The sequence below is a fragment of the Streptomyces sp. NPDC088354 genome (assembly GCF_044753585.1).
Lineage (GTDB): Bacteria > Actinomycetota > Actinomycetes > Streptomycetales > Streptomycetaceae > Actinacidiphila.
In genome coordinates this window covers 19,689-43,187 of the sequence record NZ_JBIVNJ010000041.1, presented here as the reverse complement: position 1 = coordinate 43,187, position 23,499 = coordinate 19,689, and the positions used below count along the sequence as shown (strand labels likewise).

Genomic DNA, 23,499 nt, shown 5'->3' with positions numbered 1-23,499 from the left:
CCGCCCCGGCCGCCCCGGGATCGGCTCGGCGCGTCCGATCTCTCCGCCTACCCGAAAGCTCTCTCATGTCACTTCCGGCTCTGCTCCTCGTCCACGGCGCCTGGCACGACTCCCCCGCTTGGCAGCTCCTTGCCTCGTGTCTCCCCGATGTGGACGTGAGGACCGTCCGCCTGCCCAGTACCGGGGAGGACCCCGCACTCCTCGGGGACCTGTACGCGGATGCGGAACGCATCGAAACCGTCCTGGGGGAAGTCGGAGGACCGGCGGTGGTCCTCGGCCATTCCTACGGGGGAGCGCCCGTGTCGCAGACGCAGGCGGGGCCCGGCATCGTGCGGGTGATCTACCTGGCGGCGATGATGCAGGACGTGGGTGACACGGTGCTGACCCCGACCGGAGGCGTCCATCCCCCGTACTGGGACGTCCACGAAGACGAGGGCGAACGCCCGGGCCACTTCGGCGTGTCCGATCCGGTGGACGTGCTGTACAACGGCGTCGACCCGCAACTGGCCGAGTCCGTCGCGGCTTCTCTGCGCCTGCAGTCCCTCGCCTCGGTCACCCAGCCTCTCACCCGGGCCATCTGGCACGACGTACCGAGCTCCTACATCGTCTGCGAGCAGGATCGCGCGATTCCCGCCGCGTTCCAGCACTCCATGGCCCGGCAGGCCGACCGGGTGCGTCCGATGGACAGCGGCCACTCGCCGTTCCTCTCGCACCCGGCGGAACTGGCCCGCCTGATCCGCGAGGAGATGGCTGTCTGAAGAGGCGATGAGGTGGGCGCAGAGAAGGAGAACACACCGCCGGACACCGTCAGTCACACCTCGATGGCCGTGTCCGCCGGTGACCGGCGGTCGCCCACCACACTGTGCGCGGGCACCAGCGCCGTGAGGGCGTCGCGCAGGCCGGCGTTCCAGTCCTGTGCGGCAGCCCGGACGTTCTCATCGAGATGAGAGCGGTAGCGGGTGCCAGGGATGGCGACGATGTCCTCGCCGGCGGCCAGCACCCAGGCCAGTGACGCCTCGGCCGGCGTGACGCCGCGCTCTTCGGCGAACTCCTCGACCGCCCGCAGGACTCCGAGGTTGCCGCGGATCGCCTCGCCCTGGAAGCGGGGGAAGCCGGTCCTGAGATCGGTCTCCGCGATGTCCTCCCTCGATCGGACCGCCCCGGCGAGGAACCCGCGGCCCAGGGGCGAGGACGCCACGAACCCGATACCCAGCTCACGCGCGACGCTGAGGACCCCGTTCTCCTCGACTTGCCTGCTGAACAGGGAGTACTCGGTCTGGACCGCCGAAAGCGGGGCCGCAGCATGGGCCCGTCGAATGGTCTCGGGCGCTGCCTCGCAGATGCCCAGGTACCGTAGCTTCCCCTGGGCCACCAGCTCACCCAGGGCACCGAACGTCTCCTCCACCGGAACCCGAGGATCGACGCGATGCTGGTAGTAGAGATCGATGTAATCGGTGCCGAGCCTGCGCAGGGCGCGGTCGACACTCCGCCGCACATAGTCGGCCCTGCCATTGGGTCCGCCCAGGGGCTCTCCGTCGTCGCCCAACTCGGCTCCGCCGAACTTGCTGGCTACCACTACCTCCGCGCGCCGGACGCCCAGGGCTCTGCCGAGCAGTTCCTCGCCCAAGTGGGGTCCGTAGACGTCGGCGGTGTCGAACAGGGTGATACCCGCGTCCATCGCCGCGCGGACGGTCGATATGGCCTGCTCGGCATCCACCGCCCCGTAGGCCCCGGTCAGGCCCATGCACCCCAGTCCCAGGGCCGAACACCCAAGTCCCCTTCCTCCGACCGATCTCTGCCGCATCACCGACACTCCGTTCCGCAGTCGTCCTTACCTGTGCAGCACAGTCCAGCAAGCGCGACCGCCCGGCTTCCACAGCCTGGCCAGCCCTGCGGTACCTGGGTACGGCAGGGCCACCCGGCGCCCTTGCGCCCGGCCCCTCATCAAGCCCTCCCCCTGTGAAAGCAATGCCATGAACCGAAACCACGCCCTCGCAGCGTTCCTGCGCGATCGCCGCGGCAAGGTGGAACCCGCAGATGTGGGCCTGCCCCACCAGGACGGCCGACGGGTCCCCGGCCTGCGGCGCGAGGAGGTCGCCCAACTCGCGCGTGTCAGTCCTGACTACTACACGCGCCTCGAACAAGGGCGTCAGCCCACGGCGTCGCCCTCGGTGCTCGGCGCACTCTCCCAGGCGCTGCGCCTGAGCCCCGAGGAGCACGCGCACCTGTGCACCCTGGCCGGCGTGCCTGCCCCCATCGCCCGCACGGACCGCAGCGCCTCACGCGTCGTGGGCCCCGGAGCGCAGCGCTTCATGGACCTGCTGGGCGACACGCCCGCGATCCTCTTCGGCCCCTTCATCGACGTCGTCTCCGTCAACCGGGCCGGGGCCTTCCTGTTCGCCGACTTCAACCGCCTGCCGGCCGCGGAGCGCAACGGCCTGCGCTGGATGTTCCTCTCCCCCACGGCCCGGGAACGCTACCAAGACAGCTGGCAGCAGGCGGCCTCCGAGATGGTGGGTATGTTGCGCTTGGACGCGGGACGCCACCCCGGGCACCCGCGACTCGCGGAGATCGTCGACGATCTCAGCGGACGCAGCGAACTCTTCAGCAGCCTGTGGTCCGCCATCACCGTGTCCGAGTGGAACCTCGACCACAAGGTCCTGCACCATCCGGCTTTCGGCGGCATGCGTTTCCGCAACGAGTTCGTCTCGCTGCACTCCGCGCCAGGGCAGACGCTCGTGGTCGTGATCCCGGACGATCAAACGGCGTTCCACAGGGCATTGGCATGAGATCAGCTCTGCCGGCGTGGTGTTCGCCGAGCCGTCCGGGACACGGAAGGCCTCGCTGTCTGCGTGATTGAGGAGCGCGGAACACCCTCCGACCGTGGCATCTGCGATCGGTCACTTCGGCCCGCCGGGCGGCGGCGTCTTCGGGCCGGCGGGGTGCGACGGCGGGGCAGCGTGGGTGGTTCCGCCGCCGTTGCCCGCGGCAGTGCCGGTCAGCCGGGCACAGTAGGCGGCGACTTCTCCCTTGCCGCCCGCCGCCCACTCGAGCCGCGCCTTGGAGGAGGACTCCTGTGACTTGCCATGGTCTGCCGCCTTGGCGTACGACTCGCACAGCCCCTTCAGTGCCGCGGCCGGAGGTGTGCCGGGAGCGGCCCCCGGGTGCGTGGTGGCCGGCGATGTCCGCCGGGATGTGCGGGGCAAGGCCGTGGCCGGGTCGGGGCCGGAGGTCGCGCGGGGGTGCGCGGTGGCAGTACCGGCTCCGGACGAGGTGGCGGAAGGTACCCGCGTGGGAGTGCCGGGGCCCGGGTGGAGGGGGCCCGGCAGCGTGCCGGTCTGCGCGGCGATCGCCACCCCGCCGAGGACGAAGACCGCGGCGGCGCCGCCGATCACCGCCTTGGCACGTCGTTGCCTGCTGGTCTTCTGCCCGCTCCGGCGACCGCGCCAGGAGGGCCGGGTGCGCCAGGAGGCCGTACGCAGCGCACCCTCTCGGTAGGCGTCCCGGGCCTCACGGAAAGCCGCCAGCGCCGCCCGCTCGTGTTCCGGGTTGCCCGGTGCCGGTCCGGCCGCCGCTGTGAGGACGCGTACCAGAGCGACCACCCGGTCGTCGGACTGCGCGACGTCGGCCCCGTCGAGCAGTCGCTCGACGAGGGCCGCGTCCATCCATTCCTCGTGCTCTCGGCTGTCGTTCATCCGTCATTTCTCCCTGGCGCCGCTCAGGCGGTCCGACAGGCGCTTGAGACCTCGGTGGGCGGCGATCCGTACCGCACCCGGCCGCTTGCCCAGTACCTTCGCTGCGGTGGGCGCGTTGAGCCCGAGAACCACCCGCAGCAGTACGGCCTCGGCTTGGTCCTGGGGCAGGGCGGCGATGAGGGCCAAGGCACGTTCGGTGGAGAGGTTCTCCAGCGCGGCACGCTCCGAATCCTGGCCCGCCACCGGCTCGGCGGTGCTCTCGTCCAGTGCGGTGGTTCGCGGCCTGGCCTTGATCCTGCGCAAGTGGTCCAGCGCGCGATGCCGGGCGATCGTGGCCGCCCATCCCCGGAAGGCCACTCCGTCGCCGCGGAAGCCGCGCAGATCGCGGATGATGTCGTGCCACGTCTCCGAGGCGACGTCATCGGCTTCGTCGCCGACCAGGCCTCGCAGATAGCCCAGGAGCAGCGGATGGACCTCCCGGTACAGGACACCGAACGCCGACTCGTCCCCGCTCCGGGCCCGCTGGACGGCGTCGCCCAGTTCCCCGTCGTCCATCCGCTTGCGCGGACGGACCTCCGCCTTGCCCACTACGCCCTCTTCGTGCTCGCCGACACCGCGCTACGTCTCTGTCTCGCCTCAGGACCCGGCCGGCCTCTGCCCTGCGGTCCGTCCGGCGTCACGTCCGGGCCTGGCCCACCACGGAGAAATAGAAGAGGCGCAAACTGTCCGCCGCTCCGTTCTCGTACCTCTTGAGAGCTTTTCCGAGCGGGTTCCAGACCCGCCCGTCGGGCGTACGGATCCCGAACGACTGCCCGAATGTACCGCGCTGCTCCGCGTCGAAGTCCACCCAGGCCGCTCCCGACCCGCGCACCAGCACCTCGCCGGTGTAGGCGCCGAAGCCCAGGAGCGTGCGGCTGACCGCCTCGGCGGGCGGTCCCTCGTGCCGGATGCCGTCGATGACGCGGTCGACGAGGGTCAGGCTCGCCGGCGAGTAGTCGAGCCGGATTCCGGCCCCCTCCCGCACCATGGCCACGATGTCCGCAGCGAGACGGGGGCCGGATATCACCGGTGGCTTTCTCACGCCGTGCTCCATCGTGCCGCTCCGCTCATCGCAACCGTCCGCGCGGACGGCGCGGCTCCTACGGAAGGCGCAGCGCTTCGCGAAAGTGTTACACCGAGCGCGGCCCAGACGAAAGTCGGCTTTCAGACCGGGGCATATCCGATATATCCTTCGCGTCGCCAACCGGCCACCGTGGCTTGTATGGTGCGCGGCTGTGCACACCACCTCCGGTACCGACACGGCGGCCGACGATCCCCAGGGACGCGTCGTACGTCGGCATGCCGCAGCCCGACCCGTATTCGTCGACGCCTCGGGACGGCGGCAGCTGTGGGTGCGACGCACCGGCTGGTTCCTTGCCGTCCCGGCTGTCGGATACGTCGCGCTGCTGCTGAGCGCGGCCCTCGGCGGGCCGACGGTGTCCTCCCCGTACCTCCCCCTGCCCGAGGCCGGCGACCGACCCCCCGCCGTGTCCGGTCCCGGCACCGGCGGTTCCGCCTGGGGCAAGCCAACACCTACGACCACGGCTCAGCCGATGCCGTCCTCCGGCACGGGCCGCCCGGCCGGAACCCGCTCGCGCGGCGGATCCGCCGTCACCCCCGCGACCGGTGCGACCGGCACGGCCGGTGCGGCCGGTGCGGCCGGAACTCCGAGCCCGGCCCCCTCGCCGAGCGGGTCCGCCACCGGTTCCAGTCCCGCCCCCACGGTGACCCACGGCAAGAGCAAGGCGACGACGCATCCCGTACCCGTCCACACCGGTCACGGCCGCGGATGACCCCGGCAGCCGATTCCGCCGCGCAGGAAGCACTCCGATGACGCACGCCCCCGGTACCGCCCGCTCCCGAAGACGCCGCGGACTCCGGAGCACAGGGCGCAACGTCCCCGTCCGTACCCACTGGCTGCTGCTGACCACCCTGGTCCTCACGCTCTGCTCAGCACTGCTCATCCAGGGCTACACCCAGCACATGTTCGGGATCAGTGAGGACGCGGCCGTCGCGGGCGGCGGCCCCGCCGACCGGGTTCCCACCGCTGTCGCCGGGGGCGGCCCGGCGATCGACAGCTCGGCCGTGCCGGCACGTACCGCCCGTCCCCGGCCGCACACCATCGCGCTCACCTTCGACGACGGGCCCGATCCGACCTGGACGCCGAGGATCCTGGACGTGCTGCGACGCCACCACGTCCACGCCACGTTCTTCGTCGTCGGCACCCAGGTCGCGGCGCATCCCGAACTGGTGCGGCGGATCCTCGCCGAGGGCCACCAGATCGGCATCCACACCTTCACTCACGCCGACCTCGGGAAGATCCCCGACTGGCAGCGCCGCCTGGAACTGCGCGAGGCCCAGCTGGCTTTTGCCGGAGCAACCGGTCGGACCAGCTCGCTGCTGCGCCCGCCCTACTCCTCCGGCAACGACGCCCTGGACAACCAGGACTGGGACGCGATCCGCGCGGCCGGGCAGGCCGGCTACCTGACCGTCCTGAGCACCCAGGACAGCGAGGACTGGCAGCGCCCCGGCACCGACCGCATCGTGGCGGACGCCACTCCGCGCGGCAACGCCGGCCAGATCCTGCTCATGCACGACGCGGGCGGCGACCGCTCCCAGACCGTGGCCGCCCTCGACCGGCTGCTGCCGCAGCTGAGCGCCCGGGGATTCACCGTCACGACGGTCGGCGAGGCCGTGGGCGTCCCACAGGCCGTGACACCCGCCGCCACCAAGGACCACTGGCTGGGCCTCGGCCTCATCGCGGCCCTGGACAGCACCGCGTGGGCCCTGCGGATCCTCGGCTGGCTGCTCTACGCGGCCGGTGCGCTCGCCGTCCTGCGGGCCGCCGCCGTACTGGTGGCCGCCCGACGGCACGTCCGGATGCGCCGCACCACATGGGGGCCGCCGGTCACCGAACCGGTCAGCGTCATCGTCCCGGCGTACAACGAAAGTGCCGGTATCGAGGCCGCCGTTCGCTCGCTGCTTGCCTCCGACCACCCCGTCGAGATCATCGTGGTCGACGACGGCTCCACCGACGGCACCGCCGACCTCGTCGACTCCCTCGGCCTCCCGTCCGTCCGCGTCTTCCGGCAGCCCAACGCGGGTAAGCCCGCCGCGCTCAACACCGGGATCGCAGCGGCCTCCCACGATCTGCTCGTGATGGTCGACGGCGACACCGTGTTCGAACCCGACGCCGTCCGCGCGCTCGTGCAGCCGTTCGCCGACCACCGCGTCGGAGCGGTCTCCGGCAACGCCAAGGTCATCAACCGCGGCGGCCTCCTGGGCCGCTGGCAGCACATCGAGTACGTCGTCGGGTTCAACCTCGATCGCCGCCTGTTCGACCTGGCCGAATGCATGCCCACAGTCCCCGGGGCCGTTGGCGCGTTCCGCCGCGGCGCCCTGTTGCGCGTCGGCGGGGTCAGCGACGCCACCCTCGCCGAGGACACCGACCTGACCATGGCGCTGTGCCGGGACGGCTGGCGGGTGGTCTACCAGGAGGACGCGGTCGCCTGGACCGAGGCGCCTGCCTCGCTCGGCGCGCTGTGGCGGCAGCGCTACCGCTGGTGCTACGGCACCCTGCAGGCCATGTGGAAGCACCGCGGCGCCCTGCTGCAGAGCGGCGCGGCGGGCAAGCTGGGCCGCCGGGGACTGGTCTACCTGCTGCTCTTCCAGGTCCTGCTACCGCTGTTGGCCCCGGTCGTCGACATCTTGGCCGTGTACGGCCTGGTCTTCCTCGACCCGGTCCGGATCCTGGCGCTCTGGCTGGGCTTCCTCGCGCTCCAGGCCGCCATGGGCGTCTACGCCTTCCGGCTCGACGGCGAACCTGCCGGACCGCTGTGGAGCCTGCCCCTACAGCAATTCGTGTACCGGCAGTTGATGTACCTCGTGGTCATCCAGTCGGTGGTGACCGCGGTCGCCGGATCGAGGCTGCGCTGGCAGCGCATGGAGAGATACGGCAGCCTCTCCGTGCCCGGGGCCGGAACGCGACCCCAGCCTGCGCCCGTGCACCTGCCGGATCCCTCAACTCCCCTCGCAACCGACCTGGCCGACACATGGTTGAGGGAAGCACAGGCCGCCACACGCTCCACCGACGTCCGCTACCTCCGCAGCGGCGAGACCTCGGACCTGCTCGAGGAACCTGCCGGCACGCCGCGGAACGGCGAACCGGGCTGGTAACGGGAACGAGCGGCACCGGGCTTGGAAGCCCGGTGCCGCTCGGCGTTGCAACCCGAGCCGGAGACCTCACCCTTCACCCGGTTGTCACCCTCGCCGAGTGGTGGACCTCCCGCCGCGAGGGCGGGGATGGGGACGGGGTCGACACCAGCGAAGCCATTTCCTACCTACCGGCTCAGATCGTCGGGGCGACCACCGGCGCGGTGCCGGCGGACGCCATACTCGGTGAGCCGCTGGTGAAGTGGTCCACGCACGACCGTTCGGCAGGGCATCTGCTGCTCGGCGAGGTCGTCGCCACAGCGGGCCTGGTGCTGCTGATCTTCGGGCCGGCCCGCACGCAGCGGCTGCATTTCGCGCCGGTCGCCGTCGCGTCGTTACATCGGTGCCGCCTACTGGTTCACCTCCTCGACCTCCTTCGCGAACCCCGCGGTCACCAGCGGTCGGGCCTTCTCCGATACCTTCGCGGGCATCGCCCCGGCTCGGTACCGGGCTTCATCGGCCCGCAGATCATCGTCGGCCTCGTCGGCCTGGCCCTGGTCGCGCTGATCCTCACCCGACCCGAGAAGTCATCTCGCTGACGCAGGCAGTCGTCAACGGTGACGAAGCCGCCGTGGAGCCCGGGATATTGGGGCCGACGGCGGTCGCTCGGCCGATCAGCGAAGCCGATACGCGCCACGTCGTGGGAGCGCAGATCACGTACGCCTGGTAGTTGCCGCCACCCACGCCGGCGGTCGCAAACCAGCCGTTGGCCAGATCACCGGTATTCGACCCGCTTCCGTTGGTCGTGGGTACAGACGTCGTCAGCGGGTTGTGCGCCCCCTGCCGGACGGTACGCCCCCACCGCCCAGCGCGACCTGCCCCGACGGGCAACTGACGAAAGCGAAGACGGCGGGCGCCCCGACGACCACACGGGCGTTGGCGACGCCCGACGGACCAGCCGGCCCCGCAGGACCACCAGGACCAGCAGGCCCCTGCACGCCGGTTTCGCCCTGCGGCCCCGCAGGCCCCTGCGGCCCAAGAGGGCCCGGCTGCCCCGGCGGACCGTCGGCTCCGGTGTCACCCTGTGGCCCCGGAGGGCCCGCAGGGCCGGCAGGACCCTGCGGCCCGACCGGACCGGGCGGCCCAGGCGGGCCTGGAGGACCGGGGCGGCCCGGACGACCCAGGCAGTAGCCAGGTGGGTACGGGAAGAAGCGGCACGGGCAGAAGGAACCGTTGTAGGCACGAAGCTCCGTACCCCGTGGCGTGGTGCCACCTTCCGCATGCGCCACACTTGTCACGGCGTTCGAGGCCAAGGCCAGAGCGCTCGCGACCAGTGCCCAAAGACGTAGACCACCTCGGCGACTCCAAAGTGACGCCCGAGGCACGGCTATTCGAGACGACGCGTCACCTCCAAGAAGGGGCTCGCACCACACGACAGCGCGGCCACCAAGAGGGACGAGCTGTCACGGACAGCGGCGAGCCCCCAACCAAGAGTCGCCCCGAGTAGCCGGGTGTGCACATTCAGTGGTTAAGGTGAGTGATGGCCGTACCGGTGCCGAAGCCGCAGTTCGGACGGGCTTCCCGAAGCGGAATCCTCGCCGTACCCGGCCCGGAATACAGAAGATCCCACCCAGACAACCAACCTGGATGGGATCTCGTGAACCGTTCCCGACCTGAGTCGGGAGTAGCCCATTGTTGTGGACCGTTCACTAGTGGTGCTGACCTGCGCCCATGCCCGCCTCACATAGTGCCCTTCCCGCCATCAACAAGATCCCTTCCCATATTGGCATGCACAGGAAAACTCTCATCGAGTGCCGTCGGTCGACGAGCGCGCCCCCGTCGCTGGCACGTGGGCGGCATCCGAGCTGCTGGACACAGCACTCCAGTCCGGGTAGCTCTCGACCTAGCCGCAGCTGTCGGTGAGCGCTGGAAGAATCACGGCATGACCGAGTCTGTATTCAGCTTCCATGTGCCGCGCCTGTGCAAGATCCGCAGCGCGCACGCCACGGAGGATCTGATCCCGCGGGCTACCGAGGCGTTTCGCGCAGGCGACGACGAGGTGGTCGGAGAGGCCGGGCGGCTCGAGGAGGGAGCCCTGACTCGCCCCTCCGTCGTCATGACGGCCGGAGCGATGGTGGTCCTGGGCGAGCCCGGTGCCGGAAAGACATCGGTACTAACACATCTCACCGACGATCTGCCTCGTGTCGCGGACATCTGGGACAGTGAGACCCACGCCTGCTTGTGGATAACAGGCGGGGACCTGACCGAGAGCTCTTACCAGGTGGAATTGGGCCGTCACCTTGAGGCGCTGCCCTTGGAAGGGGACACCGCAGAAACCACTGGAACTCTGTGGGTGGTCCTAGATCAAGCCGACGAAAGTACGTTGCTGCCATACCTGCCGAGGCGGTTGAAGAAATCGCTCGGTGGCCGGGACACCAGCCGAATCCGGTTTCTCATGGCGTGCCGCACGGCCGACTACCCGACAACCACGACCGCCGTGCTCTCTGAAGCGTTCGGATCCTGTCGGTGCGTCGACCTGGCACCGCTGAGCCGGCAAGAGGCTGTGGCACTGGCCGACAGTGCGAACGTCCCAGGGGAAGAGCTCGTAGCCGCGGCCGAGGCGCTTGGCGCCGCTGTCCTTGCCAGCGTTCCGCTGACCTTGGAATTGCTTGTCCTGACTTACCGTGCCGACGGACGGCTGCACGGTGTTCCTGAGGATCTGTTCGCTCGCGGGGTCGAACGCCTTGCCGAAGATCCTGATCCTCACCGACTGGGCAAGGCCGTCACCACCACCGCCACGCAGCGTCTGACGGTGGCCGGACGCGTTGCCGCTTGGATGCTGCTGTCCGGCCACCGCGCAGTGTGGCGTGGTCCTGCGTTCGCGGCTGGTGCCTTCGACCTGCCGGGTGACAAATTGGCGGGCGGTGAGGAACGGACCACTTGGGGCTCGTACGACGTCACCCCTCAGGCCCTGGAGGAAACACTGGCGACGGCACTCTTCACGAGGCCGGACGACAACAGGATTGCGTTCCGCCACTCGTCCGTGGCTGCCTACCTTGCTGCCCGGTATCTCACAGACCGGGAGACGACACATCAGCAGCTCGAGAACCTATTCCTCGTCGGGTCACCAGACGGTGATACAGCCAGCATCCCTGCGCCGCTGAGGGAGACCGCTGCCTGGTTGGTGGCGATGAACCCAACACACACAAGCTGGCTGGCGTATGCCGACCCCGAGAGCCTGGCAGTACACAGTGCGCTCGTGCGTTCCGACGCGGTTCGCGAAATGACGGTGAGGAGGCTCCTGGAACGTGCGGCGCAGGTAGAGCTCGGAGATACTCGCTGGCAACTCTCCCGCTGGGACTTGCGTCACCCCTTGCTAGAAGATCAGCTCGCCGATGTCCTGGAGGCAGCCCCGAGTGGCGGTGCACCGGACTGGGAGACCACAGCTCGGATCCGCCTCGCCATCCAGCTGGCCCAGGACGCCGGCAAGGCGCACCCGCGGCTTGCCGCTGCGCTCCTAGAACTGGTGGGGAATGGCGCCTGGCATCCCACGGAGCGCCTTCTGGCGGCTGACGCGGCCTTCACCTGCGATGCTGTACGTGCAGTGCCAATAATCACAGAGGCTCTCGCATCGATCTCCGACCCCGCCATTGCCACGGAAGCAGATCCCGACCACGCCCTGCGCGGCACCCTGCTTGCTCTTCTGTGGCCGAACCACTTGGACGTGTCGACTGTGCTGGCCGCACTCCGCCCGCCATCGCAGCACGTGTACGGCGCGTATGCCCATTTCCTCAAGACCATGCCCCTTCAGTGCGCCGACGAGGACCTCCCGGAGCTCCTCGCTTGGATGCGGGATGCAGTTCTTCAACCGGATTCACACGGAGATATATTCGTCTTCTCGTCGGACCGCATCGAGACCTCACTGCTCGATGCCACGATTGACCGTGCACTGAGTAACCAGACAGCTCGCCAACACCTAGGCGTTCTGTCCGAGATTGTCCTCGGGATCCTGCAGGACGATCACGAAGTGAGGATCCCGGACTCACTGGAACTCGACGAGCATGGCCAGGAATCGCAGGAGATCCAGGCGCTCCGTCGGCTCTGGGGCCAGGCCCTCGTCAGCGAGGCCGTCCGAGCACAAATGAACCCGCGCGAAGCCTCCTGGCGGATCGTTCACGACTGGACCCACCATCTGCGCTGGAATGGTCCATCGACCCCCACGCCAACCATTCGTCACCAATTGTTGGACAGCACGGACTTTGCGTGGGCATTGGACCAAACGGCCCAGGCAGCAGCATCCGGAAACAACATGCTCGTCGCTGCCTTCGGAGAACTGGCCGCCCGGCTCTTCCCAGGGGACGACCCCGAGGCGTTCGAGCTCGCCTACAACGAGCAGCACCCCGTATGGCCATACCTTGCCACCTACTATGACCCGATTGCCCTGGACAGTCCTCTGGCGAAGGCTCTGCGCAGAAACCACCGCGCCAACGTCGACAGCCGGCCCGAGGTAGATGCGTTCCTCGCCGCGCAATCGCGTCTTCTTACCCAAGCACGGCAAGGAGATAACGACAGTCTCTGGCAGTTTCTTTGGAGGCTGCGGGTGGACCCACGAACCGAACGAGTTGCGGAGCTGTCCGGGACTATGGCCTCCTGGCCAGGTGCTACCGCCCTCAACGACAATCTGTCAGATCTTCCCAAGCTTGGACTGCGTTACCTCGCGGCGGAACACGACCACGCCGATTCCTGGGTTCAAGACAACAAAATCGACCACCGTTCCTGGGCCGGCTACGCCCTCCTGACCGAGCTGCACGGGACCGGGCGCCTCCATGAACTGCCTCCCTCAGCGTGGCGCTCGTGGACCGCCGCGATTCTCACCGAGATCCTCGGCACCTCCACCAGCTACACAGAACCCGTTCGGAAGGATCTGCTGCACCTGGCCGCCCGTCATGCATCAGAATCCTTGGCCCAACGCACGACTCAAATAGCCATGGCCGCGCTCTCACGCGGTCGGCAGCCCGTCGAACTCAACATCGTCGACCCGCGCTGGACCGATGAACTACGGACTGCCATGGAAGACATCGCCACCCGGATCGCGGCCAGCCTAGGGATGTTGCAAGCAGTCGCGACCAGCCCCGAACTCGGCCGACCGACCGGCAACAATGCCGTAGGCGTACCCGACACCGACGAAGCTCACAATGCTGCTCTGCGCACCTGGCAGTCCCTCCTCCGCTCCCTTCTGACCGCCGAAAGCAGCGCCGCGAAGCGCCTCATCGATACGGCACTCAGCATGCCGTTGTCAGATCAGAAGGCCACAGGTGTCGCTGCCGTAACTGTCTGCGCCCTGCTAACTGCCGACCCCGAGGCTCACTGGGACCGAGTCAAGGCCTTCGCGACGCGCGATGTAACTCTCAGCCGCTGCTTGGCCGAGGCCTGCGCTCGAAACGAAACCGAACAAATCCAGGGTTCGCTGAGTGAAGCGAAACTAGCGGACCTATACGTGTGGCTCAGTGACTTGTACCCACCCGAGGAGGACAAACCTCTCCGCGGCGTGCGCTCGCTCAGTGCCGAAGACGAAGCAAGAGAGTGGAGAGGTAGCTTGCTCCGAGAGCTGAGTCGACGGGCCACTGCGGAGTCCGTCCACCAACTTCGACAACTGGCTGGTAGATTCCCCGACCGACTCGATGTCGCGGCGGCCCGGTTCACAACCACAAAGCAGCATGCCGCGGCAATCTGGACTCAGGTGCGCCCGGAAGACGTCATACGGGTTCTTCAAGACCCTGCACGACGCCTCATTCGCACCAGTACGGATCTCCTCGATGTTGTACAGGAGGTCCTGGATGAAATTGCACGGGAGCTTCCCTCGCACTGCGAACTGCTGTGGGACCGAACACCGGGCACACGTCGCCGGAAGAAGGCTGCGCAAGCCGCTGATGATCAGGGCGTTCCGGAAGTTTGGCGTCCCAAACCCGAAGCAGCCGTTTGCGCATACCTCGCCCACGAATTGACTCTTAGGCTGGCTGGCCACCGTGTCGCGGTGAATCGCGAGGTGCTGATCCACCCCACTGATGCTTACGGCACCGGCGATCGCACCGACATCCTCATCGACGCGCTGCCCTCATCCGGGAACCGCCCGGTCAGCACCGAGAACGGACCCGTCAAGCTTGTGATCGAAGTCAAGGGCGCATGGAACACGGGCGTCTCGACGGCACAGGAGGAACAACTGGCGGGCAGATACCTGCCCGAGGCAGGGACGGACGCCGGTATCTACCTCGTCAGCTGGTACCCGATCGACCTGTGGAACGCGACGGGTGACAAACGCAAGACAGAAGCGAAGAAGCTAAATCCCGACACCCTGCTAGCCGACCTCCAGGGCCAAGCGGCACGTCTCTCCGAGGCAGGCTCGGTACACCTCCGGCCCGTAGTGATCACCGTTCCTCGGCCGCACAGACGATAGGTAAGGGACTCGCCGACTTGCGCGTAGTTCTGACGACCCATCATTGGATGGAATCTGTCTGAGGGGAAAGAATCGCACTTGGTGAAGTTGCGGGCAGTCACCCCGATTACAGAGCACCAGACGCAGCGGCGCGATCTCGTACGGTGCGCAGGCTGACGCGTGCTCCGTCCTCGTCCTCGATGTGCCATTCGTTCATACCCTGACAAGTCTTGGTGCCACGGGCAACGGCCCCTGCCTCGTCGACTCGGCCGTAGGGGGTTCCTCCGGTCGCTTGGAGGACGATGCCGCCGTTTTCGTCGATGGTGGCCCAGTGCTCGGTGGCACGGTGGGTGAGCACGATCCTGGTGCCGGCTTTGAGGACCTGGGCGTCGATCATCTTGGCCACGTCGGTGCGCCGGCGAGAGGCGGGTTTGCGCTGAGGAGCGGTTTGACGTGGGCGAGTGGGCGCCGGCATGGGGGCACTCGACGGGGGCTCGGAGTCCGGAGCCGTCTCCGGGGCAGGCAGGCCCAGGCGTTCGGGGTCCCAGATGTGTTCGAACAGGCGGAGGTACAGCTCCTGCCGGGTTTCGATGACTGAGGTCATGGTCTCTCGGGTGCCGAAGGCCCTGAGCAGCTTGTCGAGTTGGTGCGCCTTGATGAAGTCGCGCAGCTCGGGGTTGCGGTGATCGTATTCGGGAGCCATGACGCCCAGCAGGACGTTGTTGCGGGCGTAGAGGCGCTTCTTCTCGTGGAATGGCATGTCGTTGATGCTGGAGTTCTCGCGGCCTCTCAGCAGGCCGAGGCCGCCGAGCTGGTTGCGGCGGCTGCGGAAGACGACCGGGTCGGGGATGTCGGCGGCGACCCGGTCGTGGTGGTTGGCCCACAGGTGTTCGATGTGGAACTGGTCGCGGTCGAGGTAGGTGAGGATGTCTGAGGTCTTCTTGCAGGCCTCGTCGGCGTAGGCGGTGGCCCGGGCGAGGAGATAGCGGATCTGGTGGGCGTTGTTGCCTCGCAGTCCCAGGGTGACCGCTTCCCGTACCGGGTTCCCGCCGTGGTGCGCGAGGTCGCCCAGTGCGGCGGCGACGTCTGCGACCGTGCGGCAGTCGCGTAGGAGGGGGACGAGCTCGGTGTGGACCAGGGCATCGATGTCGGCGGACTGGGCGGGAAGGTCCTGCAGGATCCGCAGGGCGTACCACCGGTCGATAAAGGAGGCGACGAGGCGGCCTTTGTCCTTGGCGTCGGTGGGCTGGTCATCTGGGTCCATGGCGGCGAGGAACGCTACGGACTGAGCGCCGAGGCCGTTGCGTTCGTTGTAGAGCACGGTCTCCAGGCGGTCGCCGTCCTTTTTCAGCGTGCGGGTGGCGGCGAGGATGGGTCGGTACAGGCGGGCCAACTTCAGCAGGTCTTGCACGAACCGGAGGAACTGGTCGGGCCGTCCCGTGATCAGGCCGAGGTAATCGGCATTGTGGCGGACCCACACATTGAGGTTGGTGGTGATCTGACGGCGATCTTCGCCGTTGCCCGCGCGTGCGCAGCGGGCGAGGAGGTAGGCCCTGATGAATCGGGGTGCCGCCTGGGGGTCTTCGCGGTCCGTGGACAGTTCCCGCAGCATCTCCTGCCACTGGGTGTTGAGCCGTTCCTCGCCGGCGCTGACGTTGGACAGCAGGTGGCTCTTGAGGAGGTCGACGGCTGTGAGGCGGGCGCCGCGGTCGTTCATGGTCTCGAACATGCGGTAGCCGTGGTCGCGACCGGCTGCGCGGATGCCGACCAGGACCACCCGCTTCAAGAGCCACTCAGTGAACTGGTGAAGCTGCTCGGCGTCGAGTTCCTCCACGAGCTGAGACTCAATCTGCTGGCTGCGCGCCCACAGATTGCGGCGAGAGAGGGAGTCCCCCGCGCCCGTCTCGTACTTGCGGCCCTCGCTGATAGCCCGCAGGACCGGGTCGTGATCGGTGATGCCGACGCAGAAGTGCTTCCCGTCCGTGGTGATCACGCGGTTGAGCTGGTCGACCGTTTCCGGCTCCCCGTCCTCCTTGGCCCACAGCCTCAATTGCATGAAGAGCAGGTGCAGGGTGACGAACCGCTGCTGGCCATCGACGAGGAAGCGGCAGTTCTCCGACGGCTCGTGATACACGAAGGGACCCAGGAAGTACTGCGGCGCGGTCTGGGGACGGCGCCGATATGCCGAGTCGCCCGACCAGTCACGGAACAGATCGCACAGGTCCCCCAGCAGGGTGCGGACTTCTTCCTCGCCCCAGGTGTAATCCCGCTGGTAGTAGTCGATCTCATAAGTCACATCGCGGAACAGTTCGTTCAGGTTGAAGCCCCGGGACTCGATCTCGTCCGCCCCCACGCAGCCACCCCTTCACGTGCCGGACACATCCCGTCATGCTCCCAACTCGGCGCCGTGCCGTACAGACTGCGCGAGAAGCGAATCGAAGGCGGGCCCGAAAGCGGCGAGTACGCCCACCGCACTCCCGTGGTTGAATCGCACCGGGTTCGGCGCAGAGCGCTGAACCTTGGAGGGACACGCTCGCGTCGGCGCAGAGGAAGTACCCGACGGAGCTGACCGAGCGGGGGCCGTGCGGATGGTCACCGAGAAGCAGAAGCAATTGCCAGAGATGTCGGGGATCATCCGGGAGGTCGGGATCTTCTCGGGATTCCTCCCGAGGCACTGCGGCACCGGGTGAAGAAGACAGAGTCCCGGGCCGATCCACAGGCGGTTGCTGCCCAGCAGGAGCGCGAGCGGATCAGGGAGCTGGGGGAAGACGCCGCCCAGCTGCGGCAGGCCAATGAGATCCTCAAGGCTGCGGCCGTTTTTTCGCCTCGGAACGCGGCCCGAAGCCGCCGCGCCGATCCGATTCATCGATGTCCATCACGAACGGTTCGGCGTTCAGGTGATCTGCCGCACCTTGACCTGGAACGACGACCCGAAACCCTTTGCCTGGACGGCAGATCTTCGCACGCATCGCCGGATACCCGAAACGACTCAAGACACCAGACGTGCCAGCCATTCGCGTAGCAGTGCCCGTTCCGTGTCGCTCAGCACCGCGTCGGCGTCGTCCAGTACGGACAACAGGGCCACCGCTGCAGAAGCTGGTGTCACGCTCTGACCGCCACCTTCGCGAGGGTGCTGAACGGTCACCGCCACGCGGATCGCGTCACGCACACGGGTGGACAGTAGCGGGTCACGTTCCGTTTCAGGCGTGGTGATCAGCGTCATGATCACCCCCGTACTTGCCGCGAGGATCTCGGCAGCGGCAACAGTGGGGGTCACGGTCAGCAGGCCCTGCCGAGCGGCCGGCTCGAGAGCTTTGAGGAGCATCGCCTCCACCTCACTCACGACGCCGCAGCGCGCTCCTGTGCTCACACGGGCATAGATGTAGGCGTAGAACGTCGGATGCTCGACACCGAATCGCACATGGATGTCCCATCCGTCACGGATCGCCTGGAGGGGATCCGGGGATGCGTCCTCTGCCGCGTACGTGGCCAGGAAGTCACGGAAGCCGTGACTGACCACCTCGTCCAAGAGCCGCTGCTTGCTCCCGAAGTGGTGGTAGAGGGTGGGCGCCTGCACGCCTGCCAGCTCGCAAATGGCGCGAGTGGAGACGTCACCGACCTCGGTTTGCTCCAGCAGCTGGGCTCCCGCCAGCAGGAGGCGATCACGGGCAGAGGTTTTTGACATGCAGCTACATTACATGATGTATCAGCGCTCCATTCTCATGGCCGGCGGGCGCCCAGGGGTGTGCCACCCCTGACCAGACCCTGTGTCGCGAGTGCCCGACTCGCCTCCCTCTCGGCGTCGAATGTGACAACGCTCACCCGCTAAACGTTTGTATCGGCTCCATGTATCGACGCTATATTCGGCGACATGAGTACTGCAGAAAAGACTTCAGTGGCAGGAAGCGCAGCCACATCCGCGAAATTGGGCGGCGCTGCCGCGGGGTTGCTGGCCGTCCTGTGTGCCGCGTTTTTCCTTGACGCACTGGACACCTCGATGGTCGCAGTAGCGCTGCCTACGGTGCAGCAGGCGCTGCACATGTCGATCAGCCAGCTCCAGTGGGTGGTTTCCGGCTACGTTCTGGGCTTCGGCGGGTTTCTCCTGCTGGGCGGTCGCGCGGCTGACCTCCTCGGACGCCGCAAGGTGTTCCTGATCGCACTGATCGTGTTCTTTCTGATGTCCGGACTCGGAGGTTTCGCGACCAGCGGCACGATGCTGATCGCCAGCCGCTTCCTGAAGGGTGTATCCGCCGGCTTCACCGCGCCGGCGGGCCTGGCGATCATCTTGACGAGCTTCCCTGAGGGGCCGGTGCGCAACCGGGCTCTGTCCATCTACTCCTCCACCGGGGCGGCCGGCTTCACCTTCGGTCTGATATCCGGTGGCCTGCTCAGTGAGGTCGGCTGGCGATGGGTGTTCATCATGCCCACCATCGTCTCGGGGCTGATCCTGCTGGCCGCGCCCAGGCTCATTCCCGCTGACCACCGTGGTAGCAGTAGCCGCGGCAGCATGGACCTTCCCGGGGCGGCTGCGATCACCCTCGCCATGCTGCTTCTGGTCTTCACACTCACCGAGGCTCCGGGCGTCGGCTGGGGTGCTCCGCGCACCCTGCTCTCATTGCTGGCCGTCGTTGCCCTGCTGGCTGTCTTCGTGGCCATCGAGCGCCGACAGCAGTCACCGCTGCTCCCGCTTGGTCTGCTGGCCTCCTGGCCGCGGGTCCGCGCCAACCTCGGTGTGATGGCGTTCGTCGGAGGCTGGGCAGCAGCACAGTTCATGGCCACCCTCTATATGCAGGAGACCCGCGGCTGGTCCGCCCTGACCACCGCAGCCGCATTCTGGCCCTGCGGCGTTCTCGGCCTGTTCGTCGCTCCCCGGATGGAGAAGCTGATCGGCCGCTTCGGAGTCCCCCGCGTCCTCTCCTTCGGCCTCGTGCTCACCGTCGTGGCTTACGGCCTGCTGCTTCCCCTCGGTCTCACCTCCGGCTACTGGCCGGCTCTCTTCCCCACGTTCGCCCTCATCGGCATCGCCTTTGCCGTGTGCTTCAGCACGCTGAGCATCAGCGCCACAGCCGGTGTCGCACCCGAGCGGCAGGGCGTTGCCAGCGGCCTGTTCCAGTCATCGGCCCAGTTCGGTACTGCCCTGCTGGTGGCTGTCACCACGGCGGTCAACCAGGCCGTTGCCCGCCCCGGCGCCCATGGCGCCATGCATGGCTACCACGCAGCCCTGCTGGTGCCCTTGATCGCTGCTGCCGCCGTCCTGGTGCTGTCCCTGCCCGCGGCTATCCGGAAGCGGCAGCCGGCCCTCGTGTAACGCCGCAGCCGGCGAGAGCAGCCACCGCAATCGACTGCGCTTACCGGCCCACGCACGCGCGGGCCGACGCCGGCAGCGTCCGGCACCCACCACGCGACGAGAGCCCCGTTCGGGCGCGTCGCACCCCCGAGAGAACCTGTGAGATTTCCATGAGTCATGACGCAACGACCAGGCAGTCACCCGAGAGCCGAGGAGGGAAGTTCACCCGTCGCGGCGTGCTGCGAACGGCAGCGGTTGCCGGTGCGGTCGCAGCTCCGCTGCCCTGGACGATGTCGCAGGCGTCGCCCGCGGTGGCGGGCGAGCGAAACCCGGTCGGGCTGGGCAAGCTGCGCCCGGCGACCGAGGCCATCACGCCCTTCCGCCTGCACGTTCCCGAGAGCGCGCTGGAGGACCTGAGGTACAGGCTGCGCAACACCCGTTGGCCCGAGCAGGAGCTTGTCAAGGACTGGTCGCAGGGCGCCCCCCTGCACCGCGTCCAGAGGCTCGTGAAGCACTGGGAGACCCAGTACGACTGGCGCCGCCTGGAGCGGCGCCTCAACAGCCTCGGGCAGTACCGCACGAAGATCGACGGGCTCGGCTTCCACTTCCTGCATGTGCGCTCCCCCCACCCGGACGCAACGCCGATCGTCCTCACCCACGGATGGCCGGGATCGGTGGTGGAGTTCCTCAAGGTCATTGACCCGCTGACCAACCCGACCGCCCACGGCGGCCGTCCCGAGGACGCCTTCCACGTTGTCATCCCCTCCCTCCCCGGCTACGGCTTCTCCGACAAGCCCACCGAAAACGGCTGGGACGTCATGCGGATCGCCAAGGCATGGTTCGAGCTCATGCGCCGCCTCGGCTACGACCGCTACATCGCCCAGGGCGGCGACTGGGGTGCCAGCGTCACCACGGCCATGGGCAAGCTGTGGCCCAAGGAACTCATCGGCGTCCACCTGAACCTGCCGGTCCTGTTCGACGCCCCGCTGGTGGGCACGCCCACCCCTGAGGAGCAGAAGGTCCTCCAGCAGATCGCGGACTTCCAGGCCAACGGCACCGCCTACAGCGCGGTTCAGCGAACCTCGCCCGAGACCATCGGCACCGGACTGACGGACTCCCCCGCCGGCCAAGCCGCCTGGATCTACGAGAAGTTCGGCCTGTGGACCGACAGCAACCACAACCCGGAGAGCATCTGGTCCTACGACGAGATGCTCGACGACATCATGCTCTACTGGCTTCCGGGCACCGCCGCGTCGGCCGGCCGACTGTACGCGGAGAGCTTCGCCTCCGCCTTCATCCGCCACGAACTCGACCTGCCGGTGGGCGTCACCATCTTCCCCAAGGACATCTTCACCGCGCCCAAGATCTGGGGAGAGCGCACGTACCACAACCTCGTCTACTGGAACGAGGCCAAGCACGGCGGCCACTTCGCCGCCTTCGAACAGCCGAAGATCTTCACCGAAGAACTTCGCAAGTTCGCCCGCCTCATTCGCTGACCCCATCACCGGCAACTTGCCCGCCGGGTCCGCCCGGCGGGCAAGGGATCGAGACGAGCAAGGCACCCCGACAGTCACACTCCGGTCTCCCTCGTCGGAGGTCGGGGGGCACCACCCCACAAGCTCCCAGACGGGAACCCCAGGTGTTCTTCGACATCGGACCTCTCGAATTCGTGACCCTGATCGTGCTGGCCATCATCCTGATCGGACCCGACAAACTCCCCAAGATGGTGTCGGACGCCACACGGGCCCTGCGCCGGATACGTGAACTCTCGCAGAGCGCGCAGGCGAGCATCCGGAGCGAACTCCCACCCGAACTGCAGGACCTGCGCATCGAGGACCTCAACCCCAAGACGCTCGTACGCAAGAACCTGCTGACCGTTGAGGCCCTGGACCTCGCCACAGCCCTCTCCGACTTCGACCTCGAAGAGGAACCACCCAGCACCCCTGGGACAGAACCGGCACTCACCTTCCGGACCGAGCAGTCCCGGCCGACCATCGCGACCAGCGGCCCGTCTGCCCGGCAGACGGACGGCACCGCTTGACCAAGCAGCGCCCATGTGTGCCAGGAAGGCCACCACACCTACCTCGCCCCGACCGCCCCCCCAACAGGCCATTTCCTCGCCAGGCGCAGCGCCCCGGTTCCACCGATAACACGGCACCACACCGGCTTTCACCTCACCCTCCAGAGAGGAATCCCTCCATGTTCGGCAGGCTCGGAGCTCCCGAAATCATCCTCGTCCTCGCCGTCGTAGCGCTCCTGTTCGGCGCCAAACGACTCCCCGACGTAGCCCGCTCGTTCGGACAATCGCTCCGCATCCTCAAGAGCGAGACCAAGGCCATGCAACGCGAGACCACCGAAGAACGAACGTCACCCACCCCCACCCTGCAGCCCACGCCCGACCACCACCCGGCCTCCCAGAAGACCCCACCCGAGGACGTCCTTGTCGAGCACTGACCCCGACCACGTACCGATCACGTGCGGCTTGCGCCACGCGTGAGGAACCGAGACCCTCCATGCCCCCCACACCGCATGAAGAAGCCCGGATGCCGCTCCTGGACCACGTGCGCGAACTGAGGAACCGCCTGGTCAAAGGCATCGGAGCGATCCTCCTCGTCACCGCAGGCGCTGCCTTCTTCTACAAGCAACTCATCGGATTCCTCATCGCCCCCCTGCCCGGCTGCACCCCCGGCCAACTGGCCGGGGCGGCGCCGGCAGGGCATTGCGGAGTCATCGCCCTCAACGGCCTGCTCTCCCCCTTCACGCTCGCACTGAAGGTGTCGATCACCGCGGGCGTCATCGCAGCGAGTCCGGTCTGGCTCTACCAACTGTGGGCGTTCATCGCCCCAGGGCTGCACCGCAATGAGAAGAAGTACACCCTGGCCTTCCTGGGCGCCGGCATCCCGCTCTTCCTCTCGGGAGCCGCCCTGGCGTACTGGCTCCTGCCGACCACGGCCCGGGTGCTCATCTCCTTCACACCAGCTCACACCACCAACATGCTCCCGGTCGACGACTTCCTCAACCTCGCCACCCGCTTCATCGTCGTCTTCGGTCTCTCCTTCGAACTCCCCCTCCTCCTCATCCTGCTGAACTTCGGTGGCGTGATCTCCGCACGGCGGATGATCGGCTGGTGGCGCGTCATGATCATGGCGATCACGGTCTTCGCCGCCATCGCCACACCCAGCACAGACCCACTCACCATGCTGCTGCTCGCCGCCCCTCTGAGCCTCCTCTACTTCGCCGCCTGCGCTGTGGCATGGGCTCACGACCGCCGCCGCGTACGCCGCACCCACGACGGCATGGACAACACCGAGTTCGCCTCGCTCGAAGTGGCTTCATCACGGTAGAGCTGGGCTGTTGGTCTCACTTGACCCAGCGTCACCCTTCTGCCGTCGGACGCCAGATCGCCCAATGCCGCTGAATGCCCAGGGCTACGCACTCCGCTCTCACGGAGGTCGTGGAGCAGGCGCTGCTGGGCCTGTGACGTCTCCAGTCGCGTGGGGAAGGGGTCAGGACAGACCGGTGACGGTCACCTTCGCCCGGCCGCTGTCCGAGCGCAGGACGATGTCGAGCAGGAAGAAGTCGCCCGCTCGTGGCCCCATGACCTCCCACGCGCCGGCACGGAGGGTGCGGGAGACGGTCTCGTGGCGTTCGCCGGGCGCCGAACCGCTGATCGCCACGAGCTGCACCGGTGTCCGGCCCGTGTTCTTCAGCGTCACCGAGCGGGTCCGAGGGCAGTGAGTGGTGCGCGTAGCGGGACAGTGCCGACGGACATCTCCGAAACGCGCCAACCCGCACGAGACATCGGCGGCAAAGGCAAAGTCGGACGAGCAGGTGGCACCGACGCGCAGGCCGCTCGCGGTGTCCGCCGGTTCGCCGGCTTCGGATCCGTGCGA

At 67.7% G+C, this 23,499-nt stretch carries 18 protein-coding genes and 1 pseudogene; 11 read left to right on the top strand and 8 right to left on the bottom strand.

All coding sequences use genetic code 11. The features are described 5' to 3' along the window. The first annotated feature begins 65 nt into the window (after nucleotides 1-65). On the top strand, nucleotides 66-758 hold the full coding sequence (locus tag ACIP98_RS35595) for an alpha/beta hydrolase (protein WP_401980199.1): 693 nt from the start codon (nucleotides 66-68) through the stop codon (nucleotides 756-758). A 53-nt stretch (nucleotides 759-811) separates the two neighbouring features. Here ACIP98_RS35595 and ACIP98_RS35590 read toward each other — a convergent pair whose 3' ends face one another. Then, the gene (locus ACIP98_RS35590) at nucleotides 812-1,804 is read right to left on the bottom strand and encodes an aldo/keto reductase (RefSeq protein WP_319661785.1); all 993 of its coding nucleotides are present in this window, start codon (nucleotides 1,802-1,804) and stop codon (nucleotides 812-814) included. A 169-nt stretch (nucleotides 1,805-1,973) separates the two neighbouring features. Here ACIP98_RS35590 and ACIP98_RS35585 point away from each other — a divergent pair, with 169 nt between their 5' ends. Continuing rightward, on the top strand, nucleotides 1,974-2,789 hold the full coding sequence (locus tag ACIP98_RS35585) for a helix-turn-helix transcriptional regulator (protein ID WP_319661786.1): 816 nt from the start codon (nucleotides 1,974-1,976) through the stop codon (nucleotides 2,787-2,789). A gap of 111 nt (nucleotides 2,790-2,900) precedes the next feature. Here the strand turns inward: ACIP98_RS35585 and ACIP98_RS35580 are convergent, their stop codons facing one another. The 3 genes from ACIP98_RS35580 to ACIP98_RS35570 form a co-directional block, all read right to left on the bottom strand. Next, nucleotides 2,901-3,695: a hypothetical protein gene (locus ACIP98_RS35580; protein ID WP_319661787.1), complete on the bottom strand. Its 795-nt coding sequence runs from the start codon at nucleotides 3,693-3,695 to the stop codon at nucleotides 2,901-2,903. Nucleotides 3,696-3,698: 3 nt separating this feature from the next. Beyond that, nucleotides 3,699-4,250: an RNA polymerase sigma factor gene (locus tag ACIP98_RS35575; protein ID WP_319661819.1), complete on the bottom strand. Its 552-nt coding sequence runs from the start codon at nucleotides 4,248-4,250 to the stop codon at nucleotides 3,699-3,701. Nucleotides 4,251-4,371: 121 nt separating this feature from the next. Continuing rightward, nucleotides 4,372-4,776 (bottom strand): hypothetical protein, encoded by a 405-nt coding sequence (locus tag ACIP98_RS35570; protein ID WP_401980196.1) that lies wholly within the window; start codon nucleotides 4,774-4,776, stop codon nucleotides 4,372-4,374. A gap of 193 nt (nucleotides 4,777-4,969) precedes the next feature. On the opposite strand from ACIP98_RS35570, the gene ACIP98_RS35565 reads away from it, so the two are divergent. The 4 genes and pseudogenes from ACIP98_RS35565 (at nucleotide 4,970) to ACIP98_RS35550 (ending at nucleotide 14,340) form a co-directional block, all read left to right on the top strand. After that, nucleotides 4,970-5,527: a hypothetical protein gene (locus ACIP98_RS35565; protein ID WP_401980194.1), complete on the top strand. Its 558-nt coding sequence runs from the start codon at nucleotides 4,970-4,972 to the stop codon at nucleotides 5,525-5,527. A 37-nt stretch (nucleotides 5,528-5,564) separates the two neighbouring features. Continuing rightward, nucleotides 5,565-7,910, top strand: coding sequence for a bifunctional polysaccharide deacetylase/glycosyltransferase family 2 protein (locus ACIP98_RS35560; protein WP_401980191.1), 2,346 nt, complete (start codon nucleotides 5,565-5,567; stop codon nucleotides 7,908-7,910). 74 nt (nucleotides 7,911-7,984) lie between these two features. After that, nucleotides 7,985-8,485 (top strand): annotated as a pseudogene (locus ACIP98_RS35555) (aquaporin family protein); the annotation flags it as partial. Nucleotides 8,486-9,828: 1,343 nt separating this feature from the next. After that, nucleotides 9,829-14,340, top strand: coding sequence for a hypothetical protein (locus ACIP98_RS35550; RefSeq protein WP_401980189.1), 4,512 nt, complete (start codon nucleotides 9,829-9,831; stop codon nucleotides 14,338-14,340). A gap of 106 nt (nucleotides 14,341-14,446) precedes the next feature. Here the strand turns inward: ACIP98_RS35550 and ACIP98_RS35545 are convergent, their stop codons facing one another. The 3 genes from ACIP98_RS35545 to ACIP98_RS35535 form a co-directional block, all read right to left on the bottom strand. Then, nucleotides 14,447-16,672 carry a DUF262 domain-containing protein gene (locus tag ACIP98_RS35545; protein WP_401980186.1) on the bottom strand — a complete coding sequence of 742 codons (2,226 nt, stop codon included), beginning with the start codon at nucleotides 16,670-16,672 and terminating at the stop codon, nucleotides 14,447-14,449. A gap of 448 nt (nucleotides 16,673-17,120) precedes the next feature. Beyond that, entirely contained in the window at nucleotides 17,121-17,288 is a 168-nt protein-coding gene (locus ACIP98_RS35540; protein WP_401980183.1) for a hypothetical protein, read from the bottom strand. Nucleotides 17,289-17,308: 20 nt separating this feature from the next. After that, entirely contained in the window at nucleotides 17,309-18,004 is a 696-nt protein-coding gene (locus tag ACIP98_RS35535; RefSeq protein ID WP_401980180.1) for a TetR/AcrR family transcriptional regulator, read from the bottom strand. Nucleotides 18,005-18,190: 186 nt separating this feature from the next. Between ACIP98_RS35535 and ACIP98_RS35530 the strand changes: the two genes are divergently transcribed. The 5 genes from ACIP98_RS35530 to tatC all read left to right on the top strand — a co-directional run bounded on the left by ACIP98_RS35530 (nucleotide 18,191) and on the right by tatC (nucleotide 22,950). After that, a complete protein-coding gene (locus ACIP98_RS35530) occupies nucleotides 18,191-19,627 on the top strand; it encodes an MFS transporter (protein ID WP_401980179.1) in 1,437 nt (478 codons plus the stop codon). A 269-nt stretch (nucleotides 19,628-19,896) separates the two neighbouring features. Next, on the top strand, nucleotides 19,897-21,102 hold the full coding sequence (locus tag ACIP98_RS35525) for an epoxide hydrolase family protein (RefSeq protein ID WP_401980177.1): 1,206 nt from the start codon (nucleotides 19,897-19,899) through the stop codon (nucleotides 21,100-21,102). Between the two features lie 143 nt (nucleotides 21,103-21,245). Then, nucleotides 21,246-21,647: a Sec-independent protein translocase subunit TatB gene (locus ACIP98_RS35520; RefSeq protein ID WP_401980174.1), complete on the top strand. Its 402-nt coding sequence runs from the start codon at nucleotides 21,246-21,248 to the stop codon at nucleotides 21,645-21,647. A gap of 158 nt (nucleotides 21,648-21,805) precedes the next feature. Then, the gene (gene tatA, locus ACIP98_RS35515) at nucleotides 21,806-22,060 is read left to right on the top strand and encodes a Sec-independent protein translocase subunit TatA (RefSeq protein ID WP_401980172.1); all 255 of its coding nucleotides are present in this window, start codon (nucleotides 21,806-21,808) and stop codon (nucleotides 22,058-22,060) included. An 89-nt stretch (nucleotides 22,061-22,149) separates the two neighbouring features. Next, entirely contained in the window at nucleotides 22,150-22,950 is an 801-nt protein-coding gene (gene tatC, locus ACIP98_RS35510; protein WP_401980170.1) for a twin-arginine translocase subunit TatC, read from the top strand. A gap of 162 nt (nucleotides 22,951-23,112) precedes the next feature. Here the strand turns inward: tatC and ACIP98_RS35505 are convergent, their stop codons facing one another. Beyond that, a complete protein-coding gene (locus ACIP98_RS35505; RefSeq protein WP_401980167.1) occupies nucleotides 23,113-23,322 on the bottom strand; it encodes a hypothetical protein in 210 nt (69 codons plus the stop codon). Nucleotides 23,323-23,499: the final 177 nt, after the last annotated feature.

What these genes read in the sequence shown, in the direction of transcription:
- ACIP98_RS35585 (WP_319661786.1), top strand. Translation starts at nt 1,974, where the DNA reads ATGAACCGAAACCACGCCCTCGCAGCGTTCCTGCGCGATCGCCGCGGC.
- ACIP98_RS35535 (WP_401980180.1), bottom strand. Translation starts at nt 18,004, where the DNA reads ATGTCAAAAACCTCTGCCCGTGATCGCCTCCTGCTGGCGGGAGCCCAG.
- ACIP98_RS35580 (WP_319661787.1), bottom strand. Translation starts at nt 3,695, where the DNA reads ATGAACGACAGCCGAGAGCACGAGGAATGGATGGACGCGGCCCTCGTC.
- ACIP98_RS35575 (WP_319661819.1), bottom strand. Translation starts at nt 4,250, where the DNA reads ATGGACGACGGGGAACTGGGCGACGCCGTCCAGCGGGCCCGGAGCGGG.
- tatA (WP_401980172.1), top strand. Translation starts at nt 21,806, where the DNA reads ATGTTCGGCAGGCTCGGAGCTCCCGAAATCATCCTCGTCCTCGCCGTC.
- ACIP98_RS35560 (WP_401980191.1), top strand. Translation starts at nt 5,565, where the DNA reads ATGACGCACGCCCCCGGTACCGCCCGCTCCCGAAGACGCCGCGGACTC.
- ACIP98_RS35530 (WP_401980179.1), top strand. Translation starts at nt 18,191, where the DNA reads ATGAGTACTGCAGAAAAGACTTCAGTGGCAGGAAGCGCAGCCACATCC.
- ACIP98_RS35590 (WP_319661785.1), bottom strand. Translation starts at nt 1,804, where the DNA reads ATGCGGCAGAGATCGGTCGGAGGAAGGGGACTTGGGTGTTCGGCCCTG.
- tatC (WP_401980170.1), top strand. Translation starts at nt 22,150, where the DNA reads ATGCCGCTCCTGGACCACGTGCGCGAACTGAGGAACCGCCTGGTCAAA.
- ACIP98_RS35525 (WP_401980177.1), top strand. Translation starts at nt 19,897, where the DNA reads ATGTCGCAGGCGTCGCCCGCGGTGGCGGGCGAGCGAAACCCGGTCGGG.
- ACIP98_RS35595 (WP_401980199.1), top strand. Translation starts at nt 66, where the DNA reads ATGTCACTTCCGGCTCTGCTCCTCGTCCACGGCGCCTGGCACGACTCC.
- ACIP98_RS35550 (WP_401980189.1), top strand. Translation starts at nt 9,829, where the DNA reads ATGACCGAGTCTGTATTCAGCTTCCATGTGCCGCGCCTGTGCAAGATC.
- ACIP98_RS35540 (WP_401980183.1), bottom strand. Translation starts at nt 17,288, where the DNA reads ATGCGTGCGAAGATCTGCCGTCCAGGCAAAGGGTTTCGGGTCGTCGTT.